19 protein-coding genes and 1 pseudogene are annotated in these 17,252 nt (G+C 35.1%); 15 read left to right on the forward strand and 5 right to left on the reverse strand.

Annotation, left to right across the window (positions count from 1 at the left end; translation table 11 throughout):
- Positions 1-83: 83 nt before the first annotated feature.
- Positions 84-1,343 (reverse strand): helix-turn-helix domain-containing protein, encoded by a 1,260-nt coding sequence (locus ACP5O9_RS01610; protein ID WP_424904771.1) that lies wholly within the window; start codon positions 1,341-1,343, stop codon positions 84-86.
- A gap of 286 nt (positions 1,344-1,629) precedes the next feature.
- On the opposite strand from ACP5O9_RS01610, the gene flgF reads away from it, so the two are divergent.
- The 14 genes and pseudogenes from flgF to ACP5O9_RS01680 all read left to right on the forward strand — a co-directional run bounded on the left by flgF (position 1,630) and on the right by ACP5O9_RS01680 (position 13,884).
- Positions 1,630-2,349 (forward strand): flagellar basal-body rod protein FlgF, encoded by a 720-nt coding sequence (gene flgF, locus ACP5O9_RS01615; protein WP_353686568.1) that lies wholly within the window; start codon positions 1,630-1,632, stop codon positions 2,347-2,349.
- Positions 2,350-2,361: 12 nt separating this feature from the next.
- Complete coding sequence (flgG, locus tag ACP5O9_RS01620) at positions 2,362-3,150, forward strand: flagellar basal-body rod protein FlgG (RefSeq protein ID WP_353686569.1); 789 nt, start codon at positions 2,362-2,364, stop codon at positions 3,148-3,150.
- A gap of 3 nt (positions 3,151-3,153) precedes the next feature.
- Positions 3,154-3,819 carry a flagellar basal body P-ring formation chaperone FlgA gene (gene flgA, locus ACP5O9_RS01625; RefSeq protein WP_353686570.1) on the forward strand — a complete coding sequence of 222 codons (666 nt, stop codon included), beginning with the start codon at positions 3,154-3,156 and terminating at the stop codon, positions 3,817-3,819.
- Positions 3,816-4,532: a flagellar basal body L-ring protein FlgH gene (locus ACP5O9_RS01630; RefSeq protein WP_353686571.1), complete on the forward strand. Its 717-nt coding sequence runs from the start codon at positions 3,816-3,818 to the stop codon at positions 4,530-4,532. The genes flgA and ACP5O9_RS01630 overlap by 4 nt, the downstream gene beginning before the upstream one ends.
- 45 nt (positions 4,533-4,577) lie before the next feature.
- A complete protein-coding gene (locus tag ACP5O9_RS01635; protein WP_428723314.1) occupies positions 4,578-5,741 on the forward strand; it encodes a flagellar basal body P-ring protein FlgI in 1,164 nt (387 codons plus the stop codon).
- A gap of 7 nt (positions 5,742-5,748) precedes the next feature.
- Entirely contained in the window at positions 5,749-6,465 is a 717-nt protein-coding gene (locus tag ACP5O9_RS01640) for a M23 family metallopeptidase (RefSeq protein ID WP_428723315.1), read from the forward strand.
- A gap of 35 nt (positions 6,466-6,500) precedes the next feature.
- The gene (gene flgM, locus ACP5O9_RS01645; protein WP_353686574.1) at positions 6,501-6,800 is read left to right on the forward strand and encodes a flagellar biosynthesis anti-sigma factor FlgM; all 300 of its coding nucleotides are present in this window, start codon (positions 6,501-6,503) and stop codon (positions 6,798-6,800) included.
- A complete protein-coding gene (locus ACP5O9_RS01650; RefSeq protein WP_353686575.1) occupies positions 6,784-7,224 on the forward strand; it encodes a flagellar protein FlgN in 441 nt (146 codons plus the stop codon). Before flgM ends, ACP5O9_RS01650 begins: the two co-directional genes overlap by 17 nt.
- Positions 7,225-8,862, forward strand: coding sequence for a flagellar hook-associated protein FlgK (gene flgK / locus ACP5O9_RS01655; protein ID WP_428723316.1), 1,638 nt, complete (start codon positions 7,225-7,227; stop codon positions 8,860-8,862).
- Positions 8,863-8,864: 2 nt separating this feature from the next.
- Positions 8,865-10,286, forward strand: a complete 1,422-nt coding sequence (gene flgL, locus ACP5O9_RS01660) for a flagellar hook-associated protein FlgL (protein ID WP_428723317.1) — start codon at positions 8,865-8,867, stop codon at positions 10,284-10,286.
- Between the two features lie 2 nt (positions 10,287-10,288).
- A complete protein-coding gene (csrA, locus tag ACP5O9_RS01665) occupies positions 10,289-10,519 on the forward strand; it encodes a carbon storage regulator CsrA (protein WP_353686578.1) in 231 nt (76 codons plus the stop codon).
- Entirely contained in the window at positions 10,516-10,926 is a 411-nt protein-coding gene (gene fliW / locus ACP5O9_RS01670; RefSeq protein ID WP_353686579.1) for a flagellar assembly protein FliW, read from the forward strand. Before csrA ends, fliW begins: the two co-directional genes overlap by 4 nt.
- A 3-nt stretch (positions 10,927-10,929) precedes the next feature.
- Complete coding sequence (locus ACP5O9_RS01675; protein WP_428723318.1) at positions 10,930-13,065, forward strand: methyltransferase domain-containing protein; 2,136 nt, start codon at positions 10,930-10,932, stop codon at positions 13,063-13,065.
- Between the two features lies 1 nt (position 13,066).
- Positions 13,067-13,884: pseudogene (locus tag ACP5O9_RS01680) on the forward strand (SDH family Clp fold serine proteinase).
- Between the two features lie 75 nt (positions 13,885-13,959).
- Here the strand turns inward: ACP5O9_RS01680 and ACP5O9_RS01685 are convergent.
- From ACP5O9_RS01685 to ACP5O9_RS01700, 4 genes are read right to left on the reverse strand one after another with little or no spacing between them, the layout of a single operon-like run.
- Complete coding sequence (locus tag ACP5O9_RS01685) at positions 13,960-14,610, reverse strand: ATP-binding cassette domain-containing protein (RefSeq protein ID WP_424904782.1); 651 nt, start codon at positions 14,608-14,610, stop codon at positions 13,960-13,962.
- Positions 14,601-15,311 carry an ABC transporter permease gene (locus tag ACP5O9_RS01690; RefSeq protein WP_424904783.1) on the reverse strand — a complete coding sequence of 237 codons (711 nt, stop codon included), beginning with the start codon at positions 15,309-15,311 and terminating at the stop codon, positions 14,601-14,603. Before ACP5O9_RS01690 ends, ACP5O9_RS01685 begins: the two co-directional genes overlap by 10 nt.
- Positions 15,308-16,114 (reverse strand): substrate-binding domain-containing protein, encoded by an 807-nt coding sequence (locus ACP5O9_RS01695; protein ID WP_428723319.1) that lies wholly within the window; start codon positions 16,112-16,114, stop codon positions 15,308-15,310. Before ACP5O9_RS01695 ends, ACP5O9_RS01690 begins: the two co-directional genes overlap by 4 nt.
- Before the next feature lie 47 nt (positions 16,115-16,161).
- On the reverse strand, positions 16,162-16,566 hold the full coding sequence (locus ACP5O9_RS01700; RefSeq protein WP_353686585.1) for a winged helix-turn-helix domain-containing protein: 405 nt from the start codon (positions 16,564-16,566) through the stop codon (positions 16,162-16,164).
- Positions 16,567-16,910: 344 nt separating this feature from the next.
- Between ACP5O9_RS01700 and ACP5O9_RS01705 the strand changes: the two genes are divergently transcribed.
- The gene (locus ACP5O9_RS01705) at positions 16,911-17,222 is read left to right on the forward strand and encodes a DUF5320 domain-containing protein (protein ID WP_353686586.1); all 312 of its coding nucleotides are present in this window, start codon (positions 16,911-16,913) and stop codon (positions 17,220-17,222) included.
- Positions 17,223-17,252: the final 30 nt, after the last annotated feature.

Here is a 17,252-nt window from a genome sequence, read left to right on the forward strand (position 1 = left end):
AGTTTAGTATTACTAACTCTTAAAGGCAAAAAAATATCAATCATATTTTTTGCCTCTTTAAAAAATTGAGAAAAAATAAATAATTATCTGCTAATAATCAATAACTCTGCCTTTTCACCTCCTTTGTTATACCATTTTTCTGGCATAGATTTTTTAATATACAGAAAGTCTCCTTCCTGGAGATTGTAAGTAAAGCCATTTAAAGTTACTGAAATTTCTCCTTTTGTTATAAAGGCAAACATCAATTCTTTTTTTATGGGAAAATGTTCTTTTACAGAAGAATTGGGAGGCATCACAACAATATAGGCTTGAAATTTTTCATCAGATAAAACTTTATACACCTCTGCAAAGGAAATTTTCTGAGGAAGCTTGCATAGTATATCTTGTTTTTTTATGACAGGTTTTTCTTCTATTCTGTTTTCAGTCAATATCTCACTTGCTCTAACTCCAAGAACTTCACAAATTTGTATAAAGGATATAATAGACGGAACTATCTGGTTGTTTTCAATCTGGGAAATAAATCCAGGTGTAAGATTAACTTTTTCTGCTAACTCTTTTTGGCTAATGTTCTTCAAGATTCTTATCTCTCTTAACTTGCTTCCAATATCCAGTGCAGGTATTTGATCAGTTGTTTTAATTTGTATTTCTTCACTGTCAGTTATTTCATAAATATGAGGTTTGAAGGCATCACGATTTTTTCTCCTTGACAATTTAAGTGCCTTAATGTAAAGATTATTTTTCCTTCTGTATAGTTCCAGAACTACCTGAGTTATATGTCTGATATTTGCTTTAAAATTCTGACTGTGGGCGTCTTTATCTAAAATCCAGTAGGCTACACTGTCAAGGTCAAATAGTCTTGGACACATATAAGTAAAAAAACTATAAGTATAACTCTCATCTTTAATAAGATTTTGCATTCCGGTTAAACTGTCAAATATATAGTAGATCTGAGAGGAAATTTTGCATTCAACTTTAGATATGGCATCTGTAAGCTTGTCGAGATTTGAAGGATCTGACAGTCTAATAATGTCAATTCTTTTACTAATTTCTTCATAGTCCCTTAAAAAAGTTGCATCGTTTTTACCTTTTCCTGAAGTAAAACAATCAATTATATGGAATTTATCGTTGATACAGTTATTAAATTCTTTTAAAAGGGTTTGAACTGATTTGTTGAAACTCACATATACAATATCTTTTGAATTAAAATACGAGGCTTCAATGAATTTTTTTATAAAAATTTCATAAGAAGTTCCTGAATTAACTTCCCATACAACATTATCACCAGGATAAATAAAATCAATTAGATTATCTAATCCTTTTATGCCTGAAGATATTTTTTCCATGGTAAACGGTTACCTCTTAGAATTACATTTTAGTATTAATAAAATCTTTTGTCAAGATTACGAATGTTCCTCAGATTGCCGATAGGAAACTCACTTTTGCTGTTAAAAAATCTCTGAGAAAGCGAAAGTGAATTTTCCATTGGCAATTTCAGGTTTTAGAAGAAATAGGAAAATTTTTCCTACCTGCAAGTATCTTTCGCTTAATACAGTTCTTAATTTTTTTAACTTTTCCCAAATAGCAACTATTTAAAAAGTTGGCATAGCTCTTGCTTTACAATTTATCAGGATGTATAAAGGAATTTACATAACAATGACTGGCATGTTCATGAGAGAAAAGGAGCTTGAAGCTGTATCTCATAATCTTGCAAATATTAATACAACAGGTTATAAAAGGCAACAATTTGCAAGCAGGCTTTATCCCCTTCTTTCAGGAAGACCATCTGAGCTGAATGCTATTTATCAGGATGCAAGAGCTCAAACATATTTTGCAACCCAATATATTGATACATCACAGGGTGTTCTAAAACAAACGCAGAATCCATTTGATCTTGCGATAAAGGGAGAAGGATTTTTTGCTGTAAGGCAAGGAGATAAAATTTTTTACACTCGTGAAGGTTCTTTTACAAGAGATAAAGAGAACTTTCTCATCACCCAGGCAGGTCTAAGAGTTCTTGATGAAAATAACAATCCAATAGTAATTGATGGGACAAAAATAGAGATTGGCAAAGATGGCAGTGTCTCAGTTGATGGAAATCCTGTGGGAAGAATTAAAGTTGTAAAACTTAATAATCTCAGGCATCTTGGAAATTCTCTTTATGAAGGATTAGAGGCAGGACAGGCAAATGGTGAGATTCTTCAGGGCTGGATTGAAGGATCAAATGTAAATCCAATGAGTGAAATGGTTCAGATGATTCAGGCTATAAGAAATTTTGATCTGACTCAGAGAGCAACAAGAAATTTTGATGAGCTTGCCCAACGAGCAGTTAATGAAATTGCAAGAATATAAAGGAGGTAGAAAATGTTAAGGTCTCTTTTTACAGCAGCTACTGGAATGTATGCACAGCAACTAAATTTAGATGTTATTTCTCATAATCTTGCAAATGTGAATACAACAGGATTCAAAAAAGGAAGAGCAGAGTTTCAGGATTTACTTTATCAGAATATTATTAATCCTGGCGCACCTTCTGATGATGGAACACAATATCCTACTGGAATTCAAATTGGTCTTGGTGTTAGACCTGTTGCTGTAGCAAAATTTTTTACTCCTGGTGATCTTGTAAACACTGGTAATGACCTTGATCTGGCAATTGATGGAGATGGCTTTTTCCAGGTTACACTGCCTGATGGAACTATTGCTTATACAAGAGCTGGTAATTTCAGAATTGATAAAGATGGAAGAATTGTAACAAATGATGGATATCCAATCGAACCTGGAATTACTGTTCCAGCTGATGCATTAAAAATAACAGTTGGTGCTGATGGAACTGTAACAGTGTTACAGCCAGGCACAGTTGCACCTGTCCAGATTGGAACTATTGAACTTGCAAGATTTATAAATCCAGGTGGACTGCAGGCAATTGGTAAAAATCTTTTCATTGAAACAGATGCATCAGGCACACCTACAACTGGTGCTCCAGGCACAGAAGGAAGAGGAAGAATTGTTCAGGGCTTTTTAGAAATGTCAAATGTAAATATTGTTGAAGAGCTTGCAAATCTAATTATCGCACAAAGAGCTTTTGACATCAATTCCAAGGCAGTGCAGACCTCTGATGAAATGTTACAAACAGTGGCTTCTCTTAAGAGGTAAAAAATGCGTAAAGTTTTAGTTTTTTTGATAATTTTTATTTGTTTTTTGCTAATTTCATCAAGCTTTGCTTTTGATAGCAGTATTTTAGCAGAATTGCTTTCAAAAGAGATAAAAACATCGGTTAACCAAAAAGTCCAGATTGGACAGATAAAATTTATAGGTTTTGAACCTCAAAAAAGCTGTATCCCAGAAAATATAAAAATTAGAGAAATAAAAAGGCCAAGCTCAATAGAGTTTACCTTTAATTGCAATGCAAGACAGTATAGAGCTCTGGCAAATTATGAAATCCTAACCACAGTTTATGTTACTCAAAGAGTTTTAAAGAGAGGAGAAATCATAAAACAAGAAGATATTCTTGAGATACAACAACCTTTAAGCAGAATCCCTGTGGGAGCAATTACAGAGCGCAATTTAATAATAGGAAAAACACTCAAAAAAACTCTTGCTAAAGGTTTGATAATTAAAGAAGATTATCTTTATCCTAATACACCAGTTAAAAAAGGAAATGTTGTAAGTGTAATACTGCAATCTGGACAGGTCACTATAATGACAGAAGGTGTTTTGAAATCTGACGCTGTAGTTGGAGGGAATGCATGGGTAAGATTACAAACTGGCAAAGAAATTGTTGGCAAACTAATTGATAAAGATAAAGTGAGGGTAGGATTATGAGAAAATTAATTTTAGCGAGCCTTTTTATAATTTTTCTTACATCCTGTTCAGAACTTAAAGAAGTAAGAGATATTAAAAATGCAGGAATGCCTCCAAAATATTATCCTGAACCTCCTCAAACTGAATTGACAACAGAGGGTTCTTTATGGAGGAACAAAGCTTCTTTGTATGAAGATAAAAAAGCCCGAAGAGTAAATGACCTTGTAACCATCATAATCAATGAATCAACATCAGCACAGAAAAAAGCTTCAACCTCTGCATCAAGAGATTCCGGAGCAAATTATGGACTTAATACATTTTTTGGCATGAATACAGATTTTAATATCCAAAATCTTCCTCTTATAAATGGATTTTACAAAGCGGGAAATGTTTTTTCTCCATCAGTTAAAGGTTCTGCAAAAAGCGATTTTAAAGGAGACGGAGACACAGAGAGAGCAGGTAAGATTACTGGAACAATTACAGCAAAGGTTGTTGAAGTTTTACCTAATGGTAACCTTGTCATAGAATCAAGAAAAGAAATCATTATAAACAATGAAAAAGAAATTCTTGTTTTAAGAGGAATTATAAGGCCTGATGATATAAGTCAGAATAATACAATTCTCAGTCAGTATGTGGCAGATGCACAGATATATCTTGTTGGTGAAGGCACAATTGGTGATAAACAGTCTCAGGGCTGGCTCGTAAGACTGCTTGACAAAATCTGGCCCTTTTAAGGAGATTGTTTACAATTACTCCGTAATGGAAAAAGGAGGCGATGGATGAAGTTAAAATTTAGACTTCTTCAAAGCTTTAAAGAAGAAGTCATTCCATGCACCCTCAACGGGTACCCTGTTTTATTTTTTATATTTCTTGCTATTTTTCTTTTTATATCAAATGCTTCTGCTGAAAGAATAAAGGATATCGCAAACTGGGCAGGCATAAGAGAAAACCAGCTTGTTGGCTATGGTCTTGTTGTTGGTTTAAATGGAACAGGAGACAAAGACGGCACCTATCTTTATCAACCAATTGCAAATATGCTCAGCAGAATGGGAATTACTGTGAATGTAAAAGATCTGAAAGGAAAGGTGAAAAATGTTGCAGCTGTGATGGTTACTGCAAAGTTACCTACTAATGTCAGACCAGGTACAAAGATTGATGTTCAGGTTTCATCAATTGGAGATGCAAAAAGCCTTCAAGGTGGAACACTTCTTATGACTCCTCTTACAGGTCCTGATGGAGAAGTTTATGCAGTTGCGCAGGGTCCTGTTTCAATAGGTGGATTTATTGCTGCTGGAAGGGCTGCTCAGGCAATAAAAAATCACCAAAATGTTGGATACATTCCTGAGGGAGCTATTGTAGAGAAAGCAGTTCCAGTTAATTTAAATGCAAAAAATGAGCTTCAACTTCTTCTTCAGTTTCCAGATATAACCACTGCCAGGAATATTGCTGAAAAAATCAATGATACCTTCAAAACAGGGATTGCAAAAGCTTTAGACCCAAGCACTGTAGCAGTTAGTGTTCCATTGAATTATAGAGGAAATGTGCTTGATTTCATGGCTGAGGTTGAAAAAATTGAAGTTTCAACAGATTTGCCAGCTCGAGTAGTAATAAATGAGAGAACTGGCACTGTTGTTATTGGCTCTCATGTAAAAATAACTCCTGTAGCACTTTCTCATGGAGGCTTAACAATTACAATTAAAGAAACTCCAGAAGTAATTCAGCCACCTCCTTTAGCTCCTGAAAGAGCAAGAACAGAGACTGTTCCGAGAACTGAGGTAAAAGTTGAAGAAAAACAAGCGTCCCTTCTGGAAGTAAAAGGCTCTACTGTTGGAGAGCTTGTTAAAGCCTTAAATGCTCTTGGAGTAACTCCAAAAGATTTAATTTCAATACTCGAGGCATTAAAGACTTCTGGTGCTTTAAAGGCTGATTTAATCATAATGTGAGGTAATTATGATAAACAGAGTTAATACACAAGATATAAAGGTTTCCCACGATGCTAAAGAACTTTCAAAGAAAATTGAAACAGTTTTTCTTACTGAGTTATTAAAGGTCATGTTTGAAAATACATCTTTTGGTCAAGACAGAACAACATCCACTTATATGACAATTGTAATTCCCCAGATAGCGGAAATGATGGCTGGTAGTGTTGGAATAGGAAATTTTTTAACTGAGAATCCGAATTTTTTAAATAGTATTTCAAAAAACCAGAAAATTGAACTGAAACCTCCTTCAGAAAAACAGGAACAACAAAATAATCTGCCTAATAAGCTTTCTTTACCAGTTTCAGGTAGAATAACATCCTCCTTTGGATTAAGAATTGATCCAATAGATGGAAAGCTAAGGCATCATAATGGAATTGATATAGCAGTTCCTGAGGGCACGCCTGTTAAACCAGTTTTATCTGGAAAAGTTGTTTACTCTGGCTGGAGAGGTGGATATGGAAACTGTGTTATAGTTGATCATGGAAATGGGATTCAGACTGTTTATGCCCATAATTCAAAAAATCTTGTCAAAACAGGGGATACTGTTACTCCTCAGAGTGTTGTTGCTCTTTCAGGCTCCACAGGAAGAACAACAGGACCTCATCTTCACTTTGAAGTTCATAAAGATGGAAAGGCTATGAATCCGGTAGCCCTGATAAATAATTTTGAAAAATCGACGATTTAATATATTAAACAATATCAAAAAAGGAGGTGTTTTAAATGATAGGAGGTCCAATAAGAATAGATGGAATAGCACCAAATGCTCAGCTCGCACCTGAGAAATCGCAGGGAAAGAATCCAGAAAGAACAGAAGAGGTTCTTACAAAAGATCAGGTTACTGTCTCTGAGGCAGCAAAGAATATTGCAAGGCTTATGGTAGAAGTAAGCAATATTCCAGATATAAGAGCTGACAAAGTGGATGAGCTTAAAAATACAATAAATTCAGGCACATATGAAGTTAAAGGAAGTGAAATAGCTGGAAAGATGATTAAGGAGGCTTTAATTGATAAGCTTGTATGAAGAGCTTTTAAAAATTCTTGAGGAAGAAAAAACTCTTCTTGAAGCTCTTTATAAAATTGTTTCAGAAGAAAGAGACGCTATTGTGGCATTGAAGGGTGATGAGCTTGAAAAAATAATGAGAGACAAAGAAACAGTTATAATGAAACTTTCTTTATGGGAGCAGGAAAGACTAAAGCTTCTTAAAAAGCATGATTTATCTGATAAATCTCTATCTGAGATAATCTCGCAGATTGAAAGCACTCAGGATGCTCAAAGACTGAAACAAATATATTCAGCAATGAAAACTCTTTTAGGTGCTACTTCAGAAATTCAGAAAGTAAACGAGCAACTTATTGATCGCTCAATAATTCACATTAACACAGCTATCAAATTTCTTGAATCCTTCGGCATAGCACCAAAGCAGAGCCTTTCAAGGGAGGCATAGATGGCACTCACTGCTCTTTTTGATATTGGCAAGACAGGAGTTTTAACATATCAGAAAGCTCTGGAAGTTGTATCCCATAATATTTCAAATGCAGCAACAGAGGGATACACAAGACAGGATGTGATTTTTCAAAATATGCCATCAGGAGTCATAAGTGCCCAGGGAGTCTCTGGCAGAGGAGTAAAAATTTCAGATATAAGAAGAATGTATGACTCATTTATTGAGCTTCAACTTAAAACAGAAAGTTGTCGTCTTGCCTACTGGAATGTTGTTCAGAATGGAATGCTGAGGCTTGAAAATATTTTTAATGATGCTTCTGATGTTGCTTTAAGCAATGTAATAAATGATTTTTTTAATACCTGGCAAGAACTGAGTCAGAATCCACAGGGAACCACAGAGCGTTCTTTACTTATTGACAAGGCAAATTATCTTGTTCAGAGAATGAATACTTCATACAAATCGTTAATTGATGAAAGATACGAGATTTATCAGGACAGTAAGAGTCTTGTTGACCAGATAAATCAGTATATTGACCAGATAAATGAATTAAACGAAAAGATTGCTGCAAGCCCTGGTGCTCTTGATGCAAAGGACCAGAGAGAGAATCTCCTAAAGCAGCTTAATGATATTGCTAATATTACCTATTTTGAAGACAATGCTGGAAGATATTCAATTTTAGTTGGAGGCATGCCTCTTGTTGATGGAGGAAAGGTTTACCATATGAGTGTTGGACTTGACAGCAATCAAAACATGCAGTTTAAAGTTGAGACAGCATCAGGAAGCATTGATGCAACAGAATTAATTCATGGAGGAAAGCTTAAGGCAGAGATTGATTTAAGAGATAGTGTAATTCCTGAATACATGAACAGACTTAACATGTTTGTTTTTGACTTTACAGAGGCAATAAATGCTCAGCACAGAAAAGGATATGGACTTGATGGCTCAACTGGAGAGAATTTCTTTAGTAGCCTTTATGATTTAAACATAAACTCTGGTTCAATTGGCAATCTTATTTTTAAAATTAACAATGTAAATCAGAGCACCTATCATGAATATAGAGTTCAATATGATGGCACTAACTGGACTGTAACAGATACTACAACTTCTTTACCTGTAACGCCTGCCATAACTTCATGGACAGAAGGCACAGACACTTACTACAAGCTAAGCTTTAATGATATGGAAATAACAATAAAAAATCCTTCAAATCCTCTTGATTTTAATTTCCAGATAAAAGCAAACACAGCTCTTTATTTTTCAGTTGCAATAACAGATATAAATAAAATTGCAGCAGCAGGCAGTGATCCTACTTCCAGTTCAGGTCCTATGGATAACACAAATGCAAGAGCAATTTATTCACTTCTTGATGCTCCAGTAATAGGGAATGCAAAACCAGTAGATTTTTATAGGTCAATTGTCTCAGAGATAGGTGTTTACTCTTCAAGTGCTCAAACTCAAAAAAACTTTCAGGATGCTTTAGTTCAGGAAATGCAAAAACGAAGACAGGATATTTCCGGTGTGAGTCTTGATGAAGAAGCTGTTAATCTTGTTAAATATCAGAAAATGTATGAAGCATCTGCACGGGTAATAAGAGTTGCAGATGAAATACTTTCAACACTTTTTGATATGGTGAGGTAGATATGAAAGTTACAACAAGCTTTTTTTACAAAACTTTTTTAAGCGATCTTAACAAACAGCTTGATGCAATGTTTAAGGCACATGAGCAGCTTGCAACAGGCAAAAGAGTTTTGTCTCCAAGTGATGATCCTGTTGCTGTATCAAGAATTGTTAAGTATAAATCAGAAATTTCAGCACTTGATGAATACAAAAGGGTAATGGATACAGCAAAAAACAATAACTCTGCCATTGAAACAGCAATTGATGATCTTAAAAACATGTTAATAAAAGCAAAACAGTATGCAGTTAATGGTTCAACTGATACACTATCGGCAACAGACAGATTAGCACTGGCACGGGAAGTGGATACATTAATTCAACGAAGCATTGAAACAATAAACACCAAATTCGCAGGAAGATATATTTTTGGAGGATTTAAAGCAGACACTCCTGCAGTCAATGCTCAAACAGGGCTTTATCAATCAGACAACAATCTTCAATATCTTGACATAAGCTTTTTCCTTGATGTTGCAGTGAATCTTCCAGCAACAGAGTTTTTCACATATACAGTAGACCCTGCAGATCCAAGCAGGAATTTGAAAGTTTTAACTCCTTATAATTACAATTTTACTCACGATCCGAATGCTCCTTATGATGCAGATCCTCTTGGAGCCTTACTTATGCCTCAACCTTCAAGTGGTGCCATAACTAATCCAGCTTCGGTATTCACCACCAATGGAGGAACTCTTACAATCAAATTAGCTCAGAATGAGGCAATAAATGTCAATATTTCAGCAGGCGCTTCGTTAAATGATATAAGAAATGCGATAAACAATGATCCACAGGCTTGCAAATATGTTAAAGCATGGGTTGTAAATGTAGGAGACTTTCCTGACTACCGTCTTGTCATTGGAAGTATTCCCAATGGAAAGTCTCAGATGATAAGAATTGATGTGAATACTTCATCAGGAGATAATCTAAATCTTTTAGCTTACAATCCAGAATCTGGCAGTGTTTCAATGAGTTTTCAGGAAAATATCCAGGGATACAACTACATCACAAACCCTAATGATCCAAATTATTACAGCTTCAACAATAATTATCTCAATGAAAATTACTACTTAAGGGCACTTCACTTTCTAAAAGTTGCTCTTGAAAACAATGACCAGGGAAGAATTCAAAAAGCAGTTGGGTATCTTGACAAAATTGCAGATTCTCTTTACAAACAACAATCTTTAATTGGTGCGAGACTGAGTAAAATTGAAAGCATCAGCGATTATAATCTTGAAGTGGAAAAAAATACAAAACAGACCCTTTCAAATGATCAGGATGTAGATGCTGTTCAGGTTATTTCAGAACTAAACCAGACAATGACAGTACTGCAGGCGATGAGAGTTACTCTTACAGATTTCTTTCGTAGCACACTCTTTGATTTTCTGAGGTAATTTTGTTAGTTCTTACAAGAAAACAAGGACAATCAATAAGAATTGGCGATGATATCTTAATTAAAATTATCGAAATAGAAGGTTCACAGGTAAAAATTGGCATTGAAGCACCAAAAGGAGTAATCATATTTCGTGAAGAGCTTTATGAAAAACTTCGTGAAAGTAATATAGAAGCATTGAAAACCTCTAAGGAGCTTAAACCTGAAGACATAATGAAAGGAGCATCAAAATGATAATTATTAAAACAACACGTTTTGGCGAGCTTCAGATTGATGAAAATGAAATAATTACCTTTCCTTACGGAATTCCAGGAATTCCATTTGAAAGATTTATTGTAAGAGAATGCCTTGATCCTGTAAAATGGCTTATTGCTGTTGATGATCCTGATGTGGCAATGCTTATTGTTTCTCCATTTAAATATTTTCCAACCTATGGATTTCAATTAAGTGATGAAATTGTTAGTCTTCTTCAAGCAGAAAAAGAGGAAGAACTTGAAATTTATGTGGCTTTGCTTAAATACAACGATGGTGTAGCTGTAAACTTGAAATCTCCTTTTGTGATAAATAAAAATAAGAAAATTGGAGCTCAAATTTTACTTGAAGATGAACGCTATGAATTCAAAGTCCCAATAAAAAGATAAAAAATGAAGGTTTGGAAGGCAAAAGCAAAAATTGATTTAAACTTCAATGGGTATGAATTTAAAATCAAACCCGGTGATAAATTCCTTTTTGCTGAAGATGTTTTTAAGCTTCTTCCTGAAAATGTGGGTAAAGCCTTTGAGCAGACTCACAGTGTGCTTCCACCTTTCTACAGAGGTGAACCCCTTAATGGTAAAACTCTTCTTGTGATAGCTCAGGCTGCAATTGGTGATGCTTTATGCATGACTCCTGCATTAAGGGAGATTAAAAAGCGATATCCAGATATGACTTTGAATGTGAGTATTTCAGGTAGAGCAAGACCTGTGCTTGAAGGACTTTCATATATTGACAGTCTTGTTCCGATGCCAATTCCTTTTAAAGAAGTTTCAAGGTCTCACTACATTGTAAAAACTATTGAGATGGTTAACACTCCTCAGTTTGACAATCTCAGCCTCATTGATTACTATCTTTGGAAGCTTTATATTTATAAAGCAGAAAAGGAAACTCCAGATATTCAAATAGATGAAGCTGTGCTTAATGAGATGAAAGAACGATTTGACAAAATAAGACAAGCCTCTGGTGGCAAAAAAGTTTTACTTTTTCACTACCTTGCCTCATCTGTGCATAGAACACTACCTCCAAAGCTTTTAAAAGAAATAGAAGATTTAATCTGGAATGAGTATGTTCCTGTTATATGCTCACTTCCTGAGGAAGATATAACTGTAGAGACTGCTTTGGATGTTTATGGAATAAGGGCTGCAAATTTCTCAGTTTTTATGAAGGATATAAGATATCTCATTGCATCTGTAGCACTGTCAGATGCTGTTATTACAGCTGATACTGCAACACTTCATATAGCAGCAGGACTGAATAAGCCAACTGTGCTTGTTTCAGGACCAATTGATCCAAGCTTTCGTGCTGAAAATTATTCAACAGTTATTCCAGTAAGAGCAAACTATACAGGCCAGAGCTGCATTTCACCATGTATGAGGCATGCAACCGAAGGACCCTGCATTGAAGCCCAGATAAAAAGACAGTTTTATAGCCCTTGCATAGAAAGCATTCCTCCAAAGGTGATTTATTTCGCTCTTAAAGATGCTGAATTAATGATTCAAAAGGAATATGAAAAACCTGAAAAATGTATTTTATGCGAATTCAATGGCAATATTCCTCTCTTTGAAGTAATAAATGGTTCAAGGGTTTTTGAATGTCCATCATGTGGTTTACATTTTACATATCCAATGAAGATAATGGATTATGATGAAGCATATAGAAAAGAGCATAAAGATTTGTTAGATTTTGCAAATATTGCTTATGAATCCTATCTTAATGTGGAAGAGGAGACAAAAGAAATAGAAAAATGGCAAAATCTTCCCAGATTTAATGTTCTTATTCCAATTCTTTCACAGATTCCTAAGGGAAGACTCCTTGATGTTGGCTCTTCAACAGGATTTTTTATGTTAATTGCAAAGAAATTTGGATTTGAACCCTTTGGAATGGAAGCTTCAGAAAAAGCTCAGGAAATTGCAAGAGAAAAATACAAGCTCAATGTTGTTCAAGCAATGTCTTTTGCTGAACTTACTGATGATTTTAAAAAACCATATAAAGTTATTACAGCCTTTGAGGTCTTGGAGCATGTGCATGAGCCTTTAAATTTTTTGAAAGATATTTACTTTCTTCTTGAAAACGAAGGATTTCTTATCTTAAGCTGTCCACCTTTTTATAAATTTGAAAACACAGCTAAGGGATACAGAAAATACAAATGGTGGTATGGTGATTATCCACCAAATCATGTTACCCGATGGAAACCCTGGACACTTTATTATGCCCTTAAAAAAGCAGGATTTGATGAAGTCCACATATTTACAGAACCTTTGATCCCAGGCACAGTTCTTGAAGGTGTAACTCCTCAGGGATTTAATCTAAGGCTTGCTGATGGAAAAATTGTAGAAGTTGATGCCAATGTGACAAAAGCAGTTGTTTTAGAAACCTTAAAGCCTTTATATCTTAACTCACGCTTTCTTGGGAATTTTCAATATGCAATAGCTGTGAAAGGAAAAGTTTCAATCCATCTTGAAGAAATTATAAAAAAAGCAATAAAATATTCAGCAGTTGAAATAATCTGGGGAAGAGGAGATTGATATGCATTTTGATCCAGCTATATTTTTTTGGATTTTTCTCGTAATAATCGCAATTCAGCCAATTATAAGACAAAACTCCTTGAAAATGCCAGAATGAGGCTTATTGCAGAGATAGAGAGAAAAAGAGGTAGCCGTGTAATACTTCTTGTTCATAGGCAGGAAACGATGAGTTTTCTTGGTTTCCCGATTATGAGATTCATAGATATCAATGATTCTGAAGAGGTTTTAAGAGCAATTCATTTAACCGATGATGACATGCCAATTGACCTTGTGGTGCATACTCCAGGTGGTTTGGCAATAGCTGCAACACAGATAGCAAGAGCTCTTTCAAGACAAAAAGGAAAAGTTACAGTTTTTGTCCCTCATTATGCAATGAGCGGTGGTACTTTGATTGCTCTTTCAGCAGATGAAATTGTAATGTGTGAACATGCTGTACTCGGTCCTCTGGATCCGCAGATAGCAGGACAGCCTGCTGTTTCAGTTTTAAGTGTTCTTCAGAAAAAGCCTTTAAATGAAATTGATGACAGTACCTTAATTCTTGCAGATCAAGCTGAAAAGGCGATAAGGCAGATGAAGGAAACAATAATAGAAATTCTTTCACATAAGCATCCGATTGAAAAAGCTCAGGAAATTGCAGAAAAACTTGTCTCAGGGGAATGGACTCATGATTATCCAATAAGCACAGAAGAGGCGAAAAAAATAGGACTTCCTGTAAACACTGATATGCCCAAAGAGATTATGCTGCTTATGAATCTTTATCCTCAGCCTGTAAGACAATCAGTTGAATATATCCCTGTAAGAAAAACTGGTAAAGTATAAATTTCATTTAGCTTTGAAAAAGACTCAGAGATTTTTTGCACTCCATCGATATTTATAAGATTTTGAGCATTCTTTTTAAAAAATAATTTTTCCCTTTTTCAGATAGAGTTCAAAATCGGCAACTCTTTTAGCTGAATCTTTATCATGTGTTGCGATGATTATGATTGAATTAAGCTTTTGTTTTAGTTGAATAATTATGTTTTCTATTATTTCTACATTTTCTTCATCTACAGAGGCAGTTGGTTCATCAAGAAATAACACTTCTGGTTCTAAAACAATTGCTCTTGCAATGCCCATTCTTTTTACTTCTCCGCTTGAAAGAGTAAGGGCATTTTGTTCTTTTTTATGAAGCAATCCAACAAAATCAAGAGCTTTTTCAACCCTTGCTTTTATTTCTTTTTTATTCATCCCTCTTACTTTTAATCCGTAAGCAACATTTTTAAAAACTGTTGTATTGAAAACTCCAGTATTTGGTAAAAGCAGTGTAATTCTTCTTCTTAAATTTAAATTATTCTCTATGGTTTTAATGCTTTCGGAATAAATAACCTTTCCACTGTCAGGATTTTCCAAGAGTGCACAAATTCTTAAAAGAGTTGATTTTCCCGATCCATTTGGCCCCATCAAAACATAGATTCCGCTTTTTTCAAATGAAAAGGAACAGCTATCAAGAACTAATTTGCCATTGTAAGATTTTGTAATGTTTAAAAGATTGAGACTTAAAGCCATTGAAATTCCTTTGTTCCCTTTTTCTGAATTGAAAACAAAACAATGTTTATTGCAAAGGAAATTGTAAGCAGCACAATCCCAAGCGCCATTGCGAGTTCAAAGTTACCTTTGTCTGTTTCAAGTGCGATGGTTGTTGTCATAACACGGGTATATCCTGCAATGTTTCCTCCAACAATAAGTATTGCTCCAACCTCAGCCATAACTCTTCCAAGTGCTGCACAAACTCCAGCCATTATTCCATATCTTGCTTCATTTATAATTGTAAGAGTCATTTGAAAAGCTGTAGCTCCAAGAGTTTTTGCAGCAAGTTTCACCACAGGGTCCACTTTAACAATTGATGAATGAGTAATTGCTGCAACAATTGGAAAGGCAAGGATGCTTTGAGCAATAATCATCGCAGAGGGAGTATAGAGAAGGCTTAAAAAACCAAGCGGTCCGCTTCGGGACAGCAAAAGATAAAGAAACAATCCAACAACAACAGGAGGAAGCCCCATGAAGGTGTTAAGTAATGTTATGAGAGTGTTTCTGCCAAAAAAATTTTTTAAACCAAGCACAGCTCCCGCAGGAATACCCAGAATTGTTGATATCACGAGAGCTGTGCCTGAAACCCTAAGAGACAAAAATATTATCTCTAAAAGTTCTCTGTCAAGATGCAGGATAAGATAAAACGCCTGCTTGAACGCCTCTAAAATAAAATTCATTTTGCATTGGGAATAAACAACTGATTTCCAAATTTGTCCTTAAAAGATGCTATTGCATTTTGCCCTTCCTTTGATATGATCCAGTTTATAAACTCCATTGCTTCTTTATATTTTACATGTTTATGTTTTTGGGGATTTACTGCCATAACACCGTATTGATTAAAGAGAATTGGATCACCTTCAAAAAGTATTTTCATATCAAGCTTGTCTCTTATAGCAAGCCATGTTCCTCTGTCAGTAAGGGTGTATGCTCGCTTTTCATTTGCGATTCTTAAAGTCTTTTCCATTCCCTGACCTGCTTCAAGATACCATTTCTGTCCCTTTGGATTAATTCCTGCCATTTCCCATATTTTTAGTTCTTTTACATGGGTGCCTGATTTGTCACCTCTTGAAATAAAAAGGCTTTGTGAAGAAGCAATTCTTTTAAAGGCATCTGTTGCTTTCTTTAATCCCTTTATTTTTGCTGGATCGTTTTCAGGACCCACAATGACAAAGTCGTTATAACAAACATCATGACGGTTTACAAAATAGCCTTGTTGGACAGCTTCAAGTTCAAGTTCTTTTGCATGAACAAATACTGCATCAGCATCTCCTCTTTTTCCCATTTCAATTGCTGCACCTGTTCCTCTTGCAACGACCTTTACTTTAATGCCTGTTTTTTTCTCAAAAATTGGCAGAATATGGTTGAGTAATCCTGAGTTTTCAACCGAAGTAGTTGTAGCAAGAACAATCACCTTTTCCTGAGCAGTTGAAACAGTTGCAAAGAAAAACAGTAAAAAGAATAAACTTGCTAAAATTTTCATCTTACTCCTCCTTGTATTTGATTATATATAACGATGTCCATAAAAAATTAAATTTTGAAATTTTTAATTTCCTTTTCAAGAAATTTTTTAAAATTTTTATGAATTCTCCAGAACTGATCAATTGCTTTTTCAGCAACCTCTGTAACTGTAGTTCCACCGCCACTTTTACCACCAACTTGTGTTTTCACAAAGGGCTTTCCTGCTTGTCTATTCATTGAATTTATAAGTTTCCATGCCTGCCTGTATGACATGTTCAAGGATTTAGCAGCCTTTGAAATTGAACCATACTGCTTGATTTTCTCAAGTAGTGTGACTCTTCCATAGCCAAGAAAGGTTCCTTCGCTGCCTTCAATCCATATTTTCCCTTTAAGTTCATAGCCTTTCTGTTTTCCGCTGCCAGTAATACAAAACTGATGTGGATCTTTTAATGCTTTTCTTCCTCTTTTTTTCACGATATGGAAATATACAATAAAATATAACGAAATGTCAAGGATCTTTAGCCTGACACCTTGCGATACAGGAGAAAATGGAGGATGCTGCCACGCCAGATTTTGTCAGACTCGCAATGGCAGAAAAGATAGTTTTATCACGAAACACTTTCATTTTCATTCCAAGCCTGATGGAAGCATTCCCCGCTTTTTTTATATTTTTCGCTCGTTAAGAAATCTTACCCAAACAGGACAGTGACTCAATTAGCTCAATTCTAATGGCAATTTTTAAATGAAATTTTTTCTTGACAAATGAGAATGATTTTCATTAAAATAAAAATAGAAAAACTTTCAAGGAGGTGATTAAAATGCCTTGGGGAGACAGAACAGGACCTCTTGGAGCAGGTCCAAGAACAGGCAGAGGATTAGGATATTGTAGTGGTTTTGCAACTCCAGGATATATGAATCCAGCGCCAGGTAGAGGTTTAGGAAGGGGTAGAGGATGGAGATGTTTTGGAGGTTTTAGAGGAAGATTTAGATGGTTTTGGAGAACACCTTTTTTCGGAATTTCTTCAAGAGAGGAGGTGGATTTACTCAGAGAAGAAGCAGAAATGCTTAGAAAAAATCTTGAGGCAGTTGAGAAGCGTTTGAGTGAGCTTGAAAAAGGTGAAACAAAGTAAACCGGAGGTTTTGCCTCCGGTTAAATTTTT

The sequence above is a fragment of the Thermodesulfovibrio sp. genome (genome assembly GCF_049969575.1).
Lineage (GTDB): Bacteria > Nitrospirota > Thermodesulfovibrionia > Thermodesulfovibrionales > Thermodesulfovibrionaceae > Thermodesulfovibrio > Thermodesulfovibrio obliviosus.

Excerpts from the sequence above, each read along its gene's own strand:
- ACP5O9_RS01630 (WP_353686571.1), top strand. The coding sequence starts at position 3,816 with ATGAGAAAATTAATTTTAGCGAGCCTTTTTATAATTTTTCTTACATCC.
- flgF (WP_353686568.1), top strand. The coding sequence starts at position 1,630 with ATGTATAAAGGAATTTACATAACAATGACTGGCATGTTCATGAGAGAA.
- flgL (WP_428723317.1), top strand. The coding sequence starts at position 8,865 with ATGAAAGTTACAACAAGCTTTTTTTACAAAACTTTTTTAAGCGATCTT.
- flgG (WP_353686569.1), top strand. The coding sequence starts at position 2,362 with ATGTTAAGGTCTCTTTTTACAGCAGCTACTGGAATGTATGCACAGCAA.
- flgK (WP_428723316.1), top strand. The coding sequence starts at position 7,225 with ATGGCACTCACTGCTCTTTTTGATATTGGCAAGACAGGAGTTTTAACA.
- ACP5O9_RS01705 (WP_353686586.1), top strand. The coding sequence starts at position 16,911 with ATGCCTTGGGGAGACAGAACAGGACCTCTTGGAGCAGGTCCAAGAACA.
- ACP5O9_RS01685 (WP_424904782.1), bottom strand. The coding sequence starts at position 14,610 with ATGGCTTTAAGTCTCAATCTTTTAAACATTACAAAATCTTACAATGGC.
- fliW (WP_353686579.1), top strand. The coding sequence starts at position 10,516 with ATGATAATTATTAAAACAACACGTTTTGGCGAGCTTCAGATTGATGAA.
- ACP5O9_RS01610 (WP_424904771.1), bottom strand. The coding sequence starts at position 1,343 with ATGGAAAAAATATCTTCAGGCATAAAAGGATTAGATAATCTAATTGAT.
- flgA (WP_353686570.1), top strand. The coding sequence starts at position 3,154 with ATGCGTAAAGTTTTAGTTTTTTTGATAATTTTTATTTGTTTTTTGCTA.
- flgM (WP_353686574.1), top strand. The coding sequence starts at position 6,501 with ATGATAGGAGGTCCAATAAGAATAGATGGAATAGCACCAAATGCTCAG.
- ACP5O9_RS01695 (WP_428723319.1), bottom strand. The coding sequence starts at position 16,114 with ATGAAAATTTTAGCAAGTTTATTCTTTTTACTGTTTTTCTTTGCAACT.
- ACP5O9_RS01690 (WP_424904783.1), bottom strand. The coding sequence starts at position 15,311 with ATGAATTTTATTTTAGAGGCGTTCAAGCAGGCGTTTTATCTTATCCTG.
- ACP5O9_RS01635 (WP_428723314.1), top strand. The coding sequence starts at position 4,578 with ATGAAGTTAAAATTTAGACTTCTTCAAAGCTTTAAAGAAGAAGTCATT.
- ACP5O9_RS01675 (WP_428723318.1), top strand. The coding sequence starts at position 10,930 with ATGAAGGTTTGGAAGGCAAAAGCAAAAATTGATTTAAACTTCAATGGG.
- ACP5O9_RS01640 (WP_428723315.1), top strand. The coding sequence starts at position 5,749 with ATGATAAACAGAGTTAATACACAAGATATAAAGGTTTCCCACGATGCT.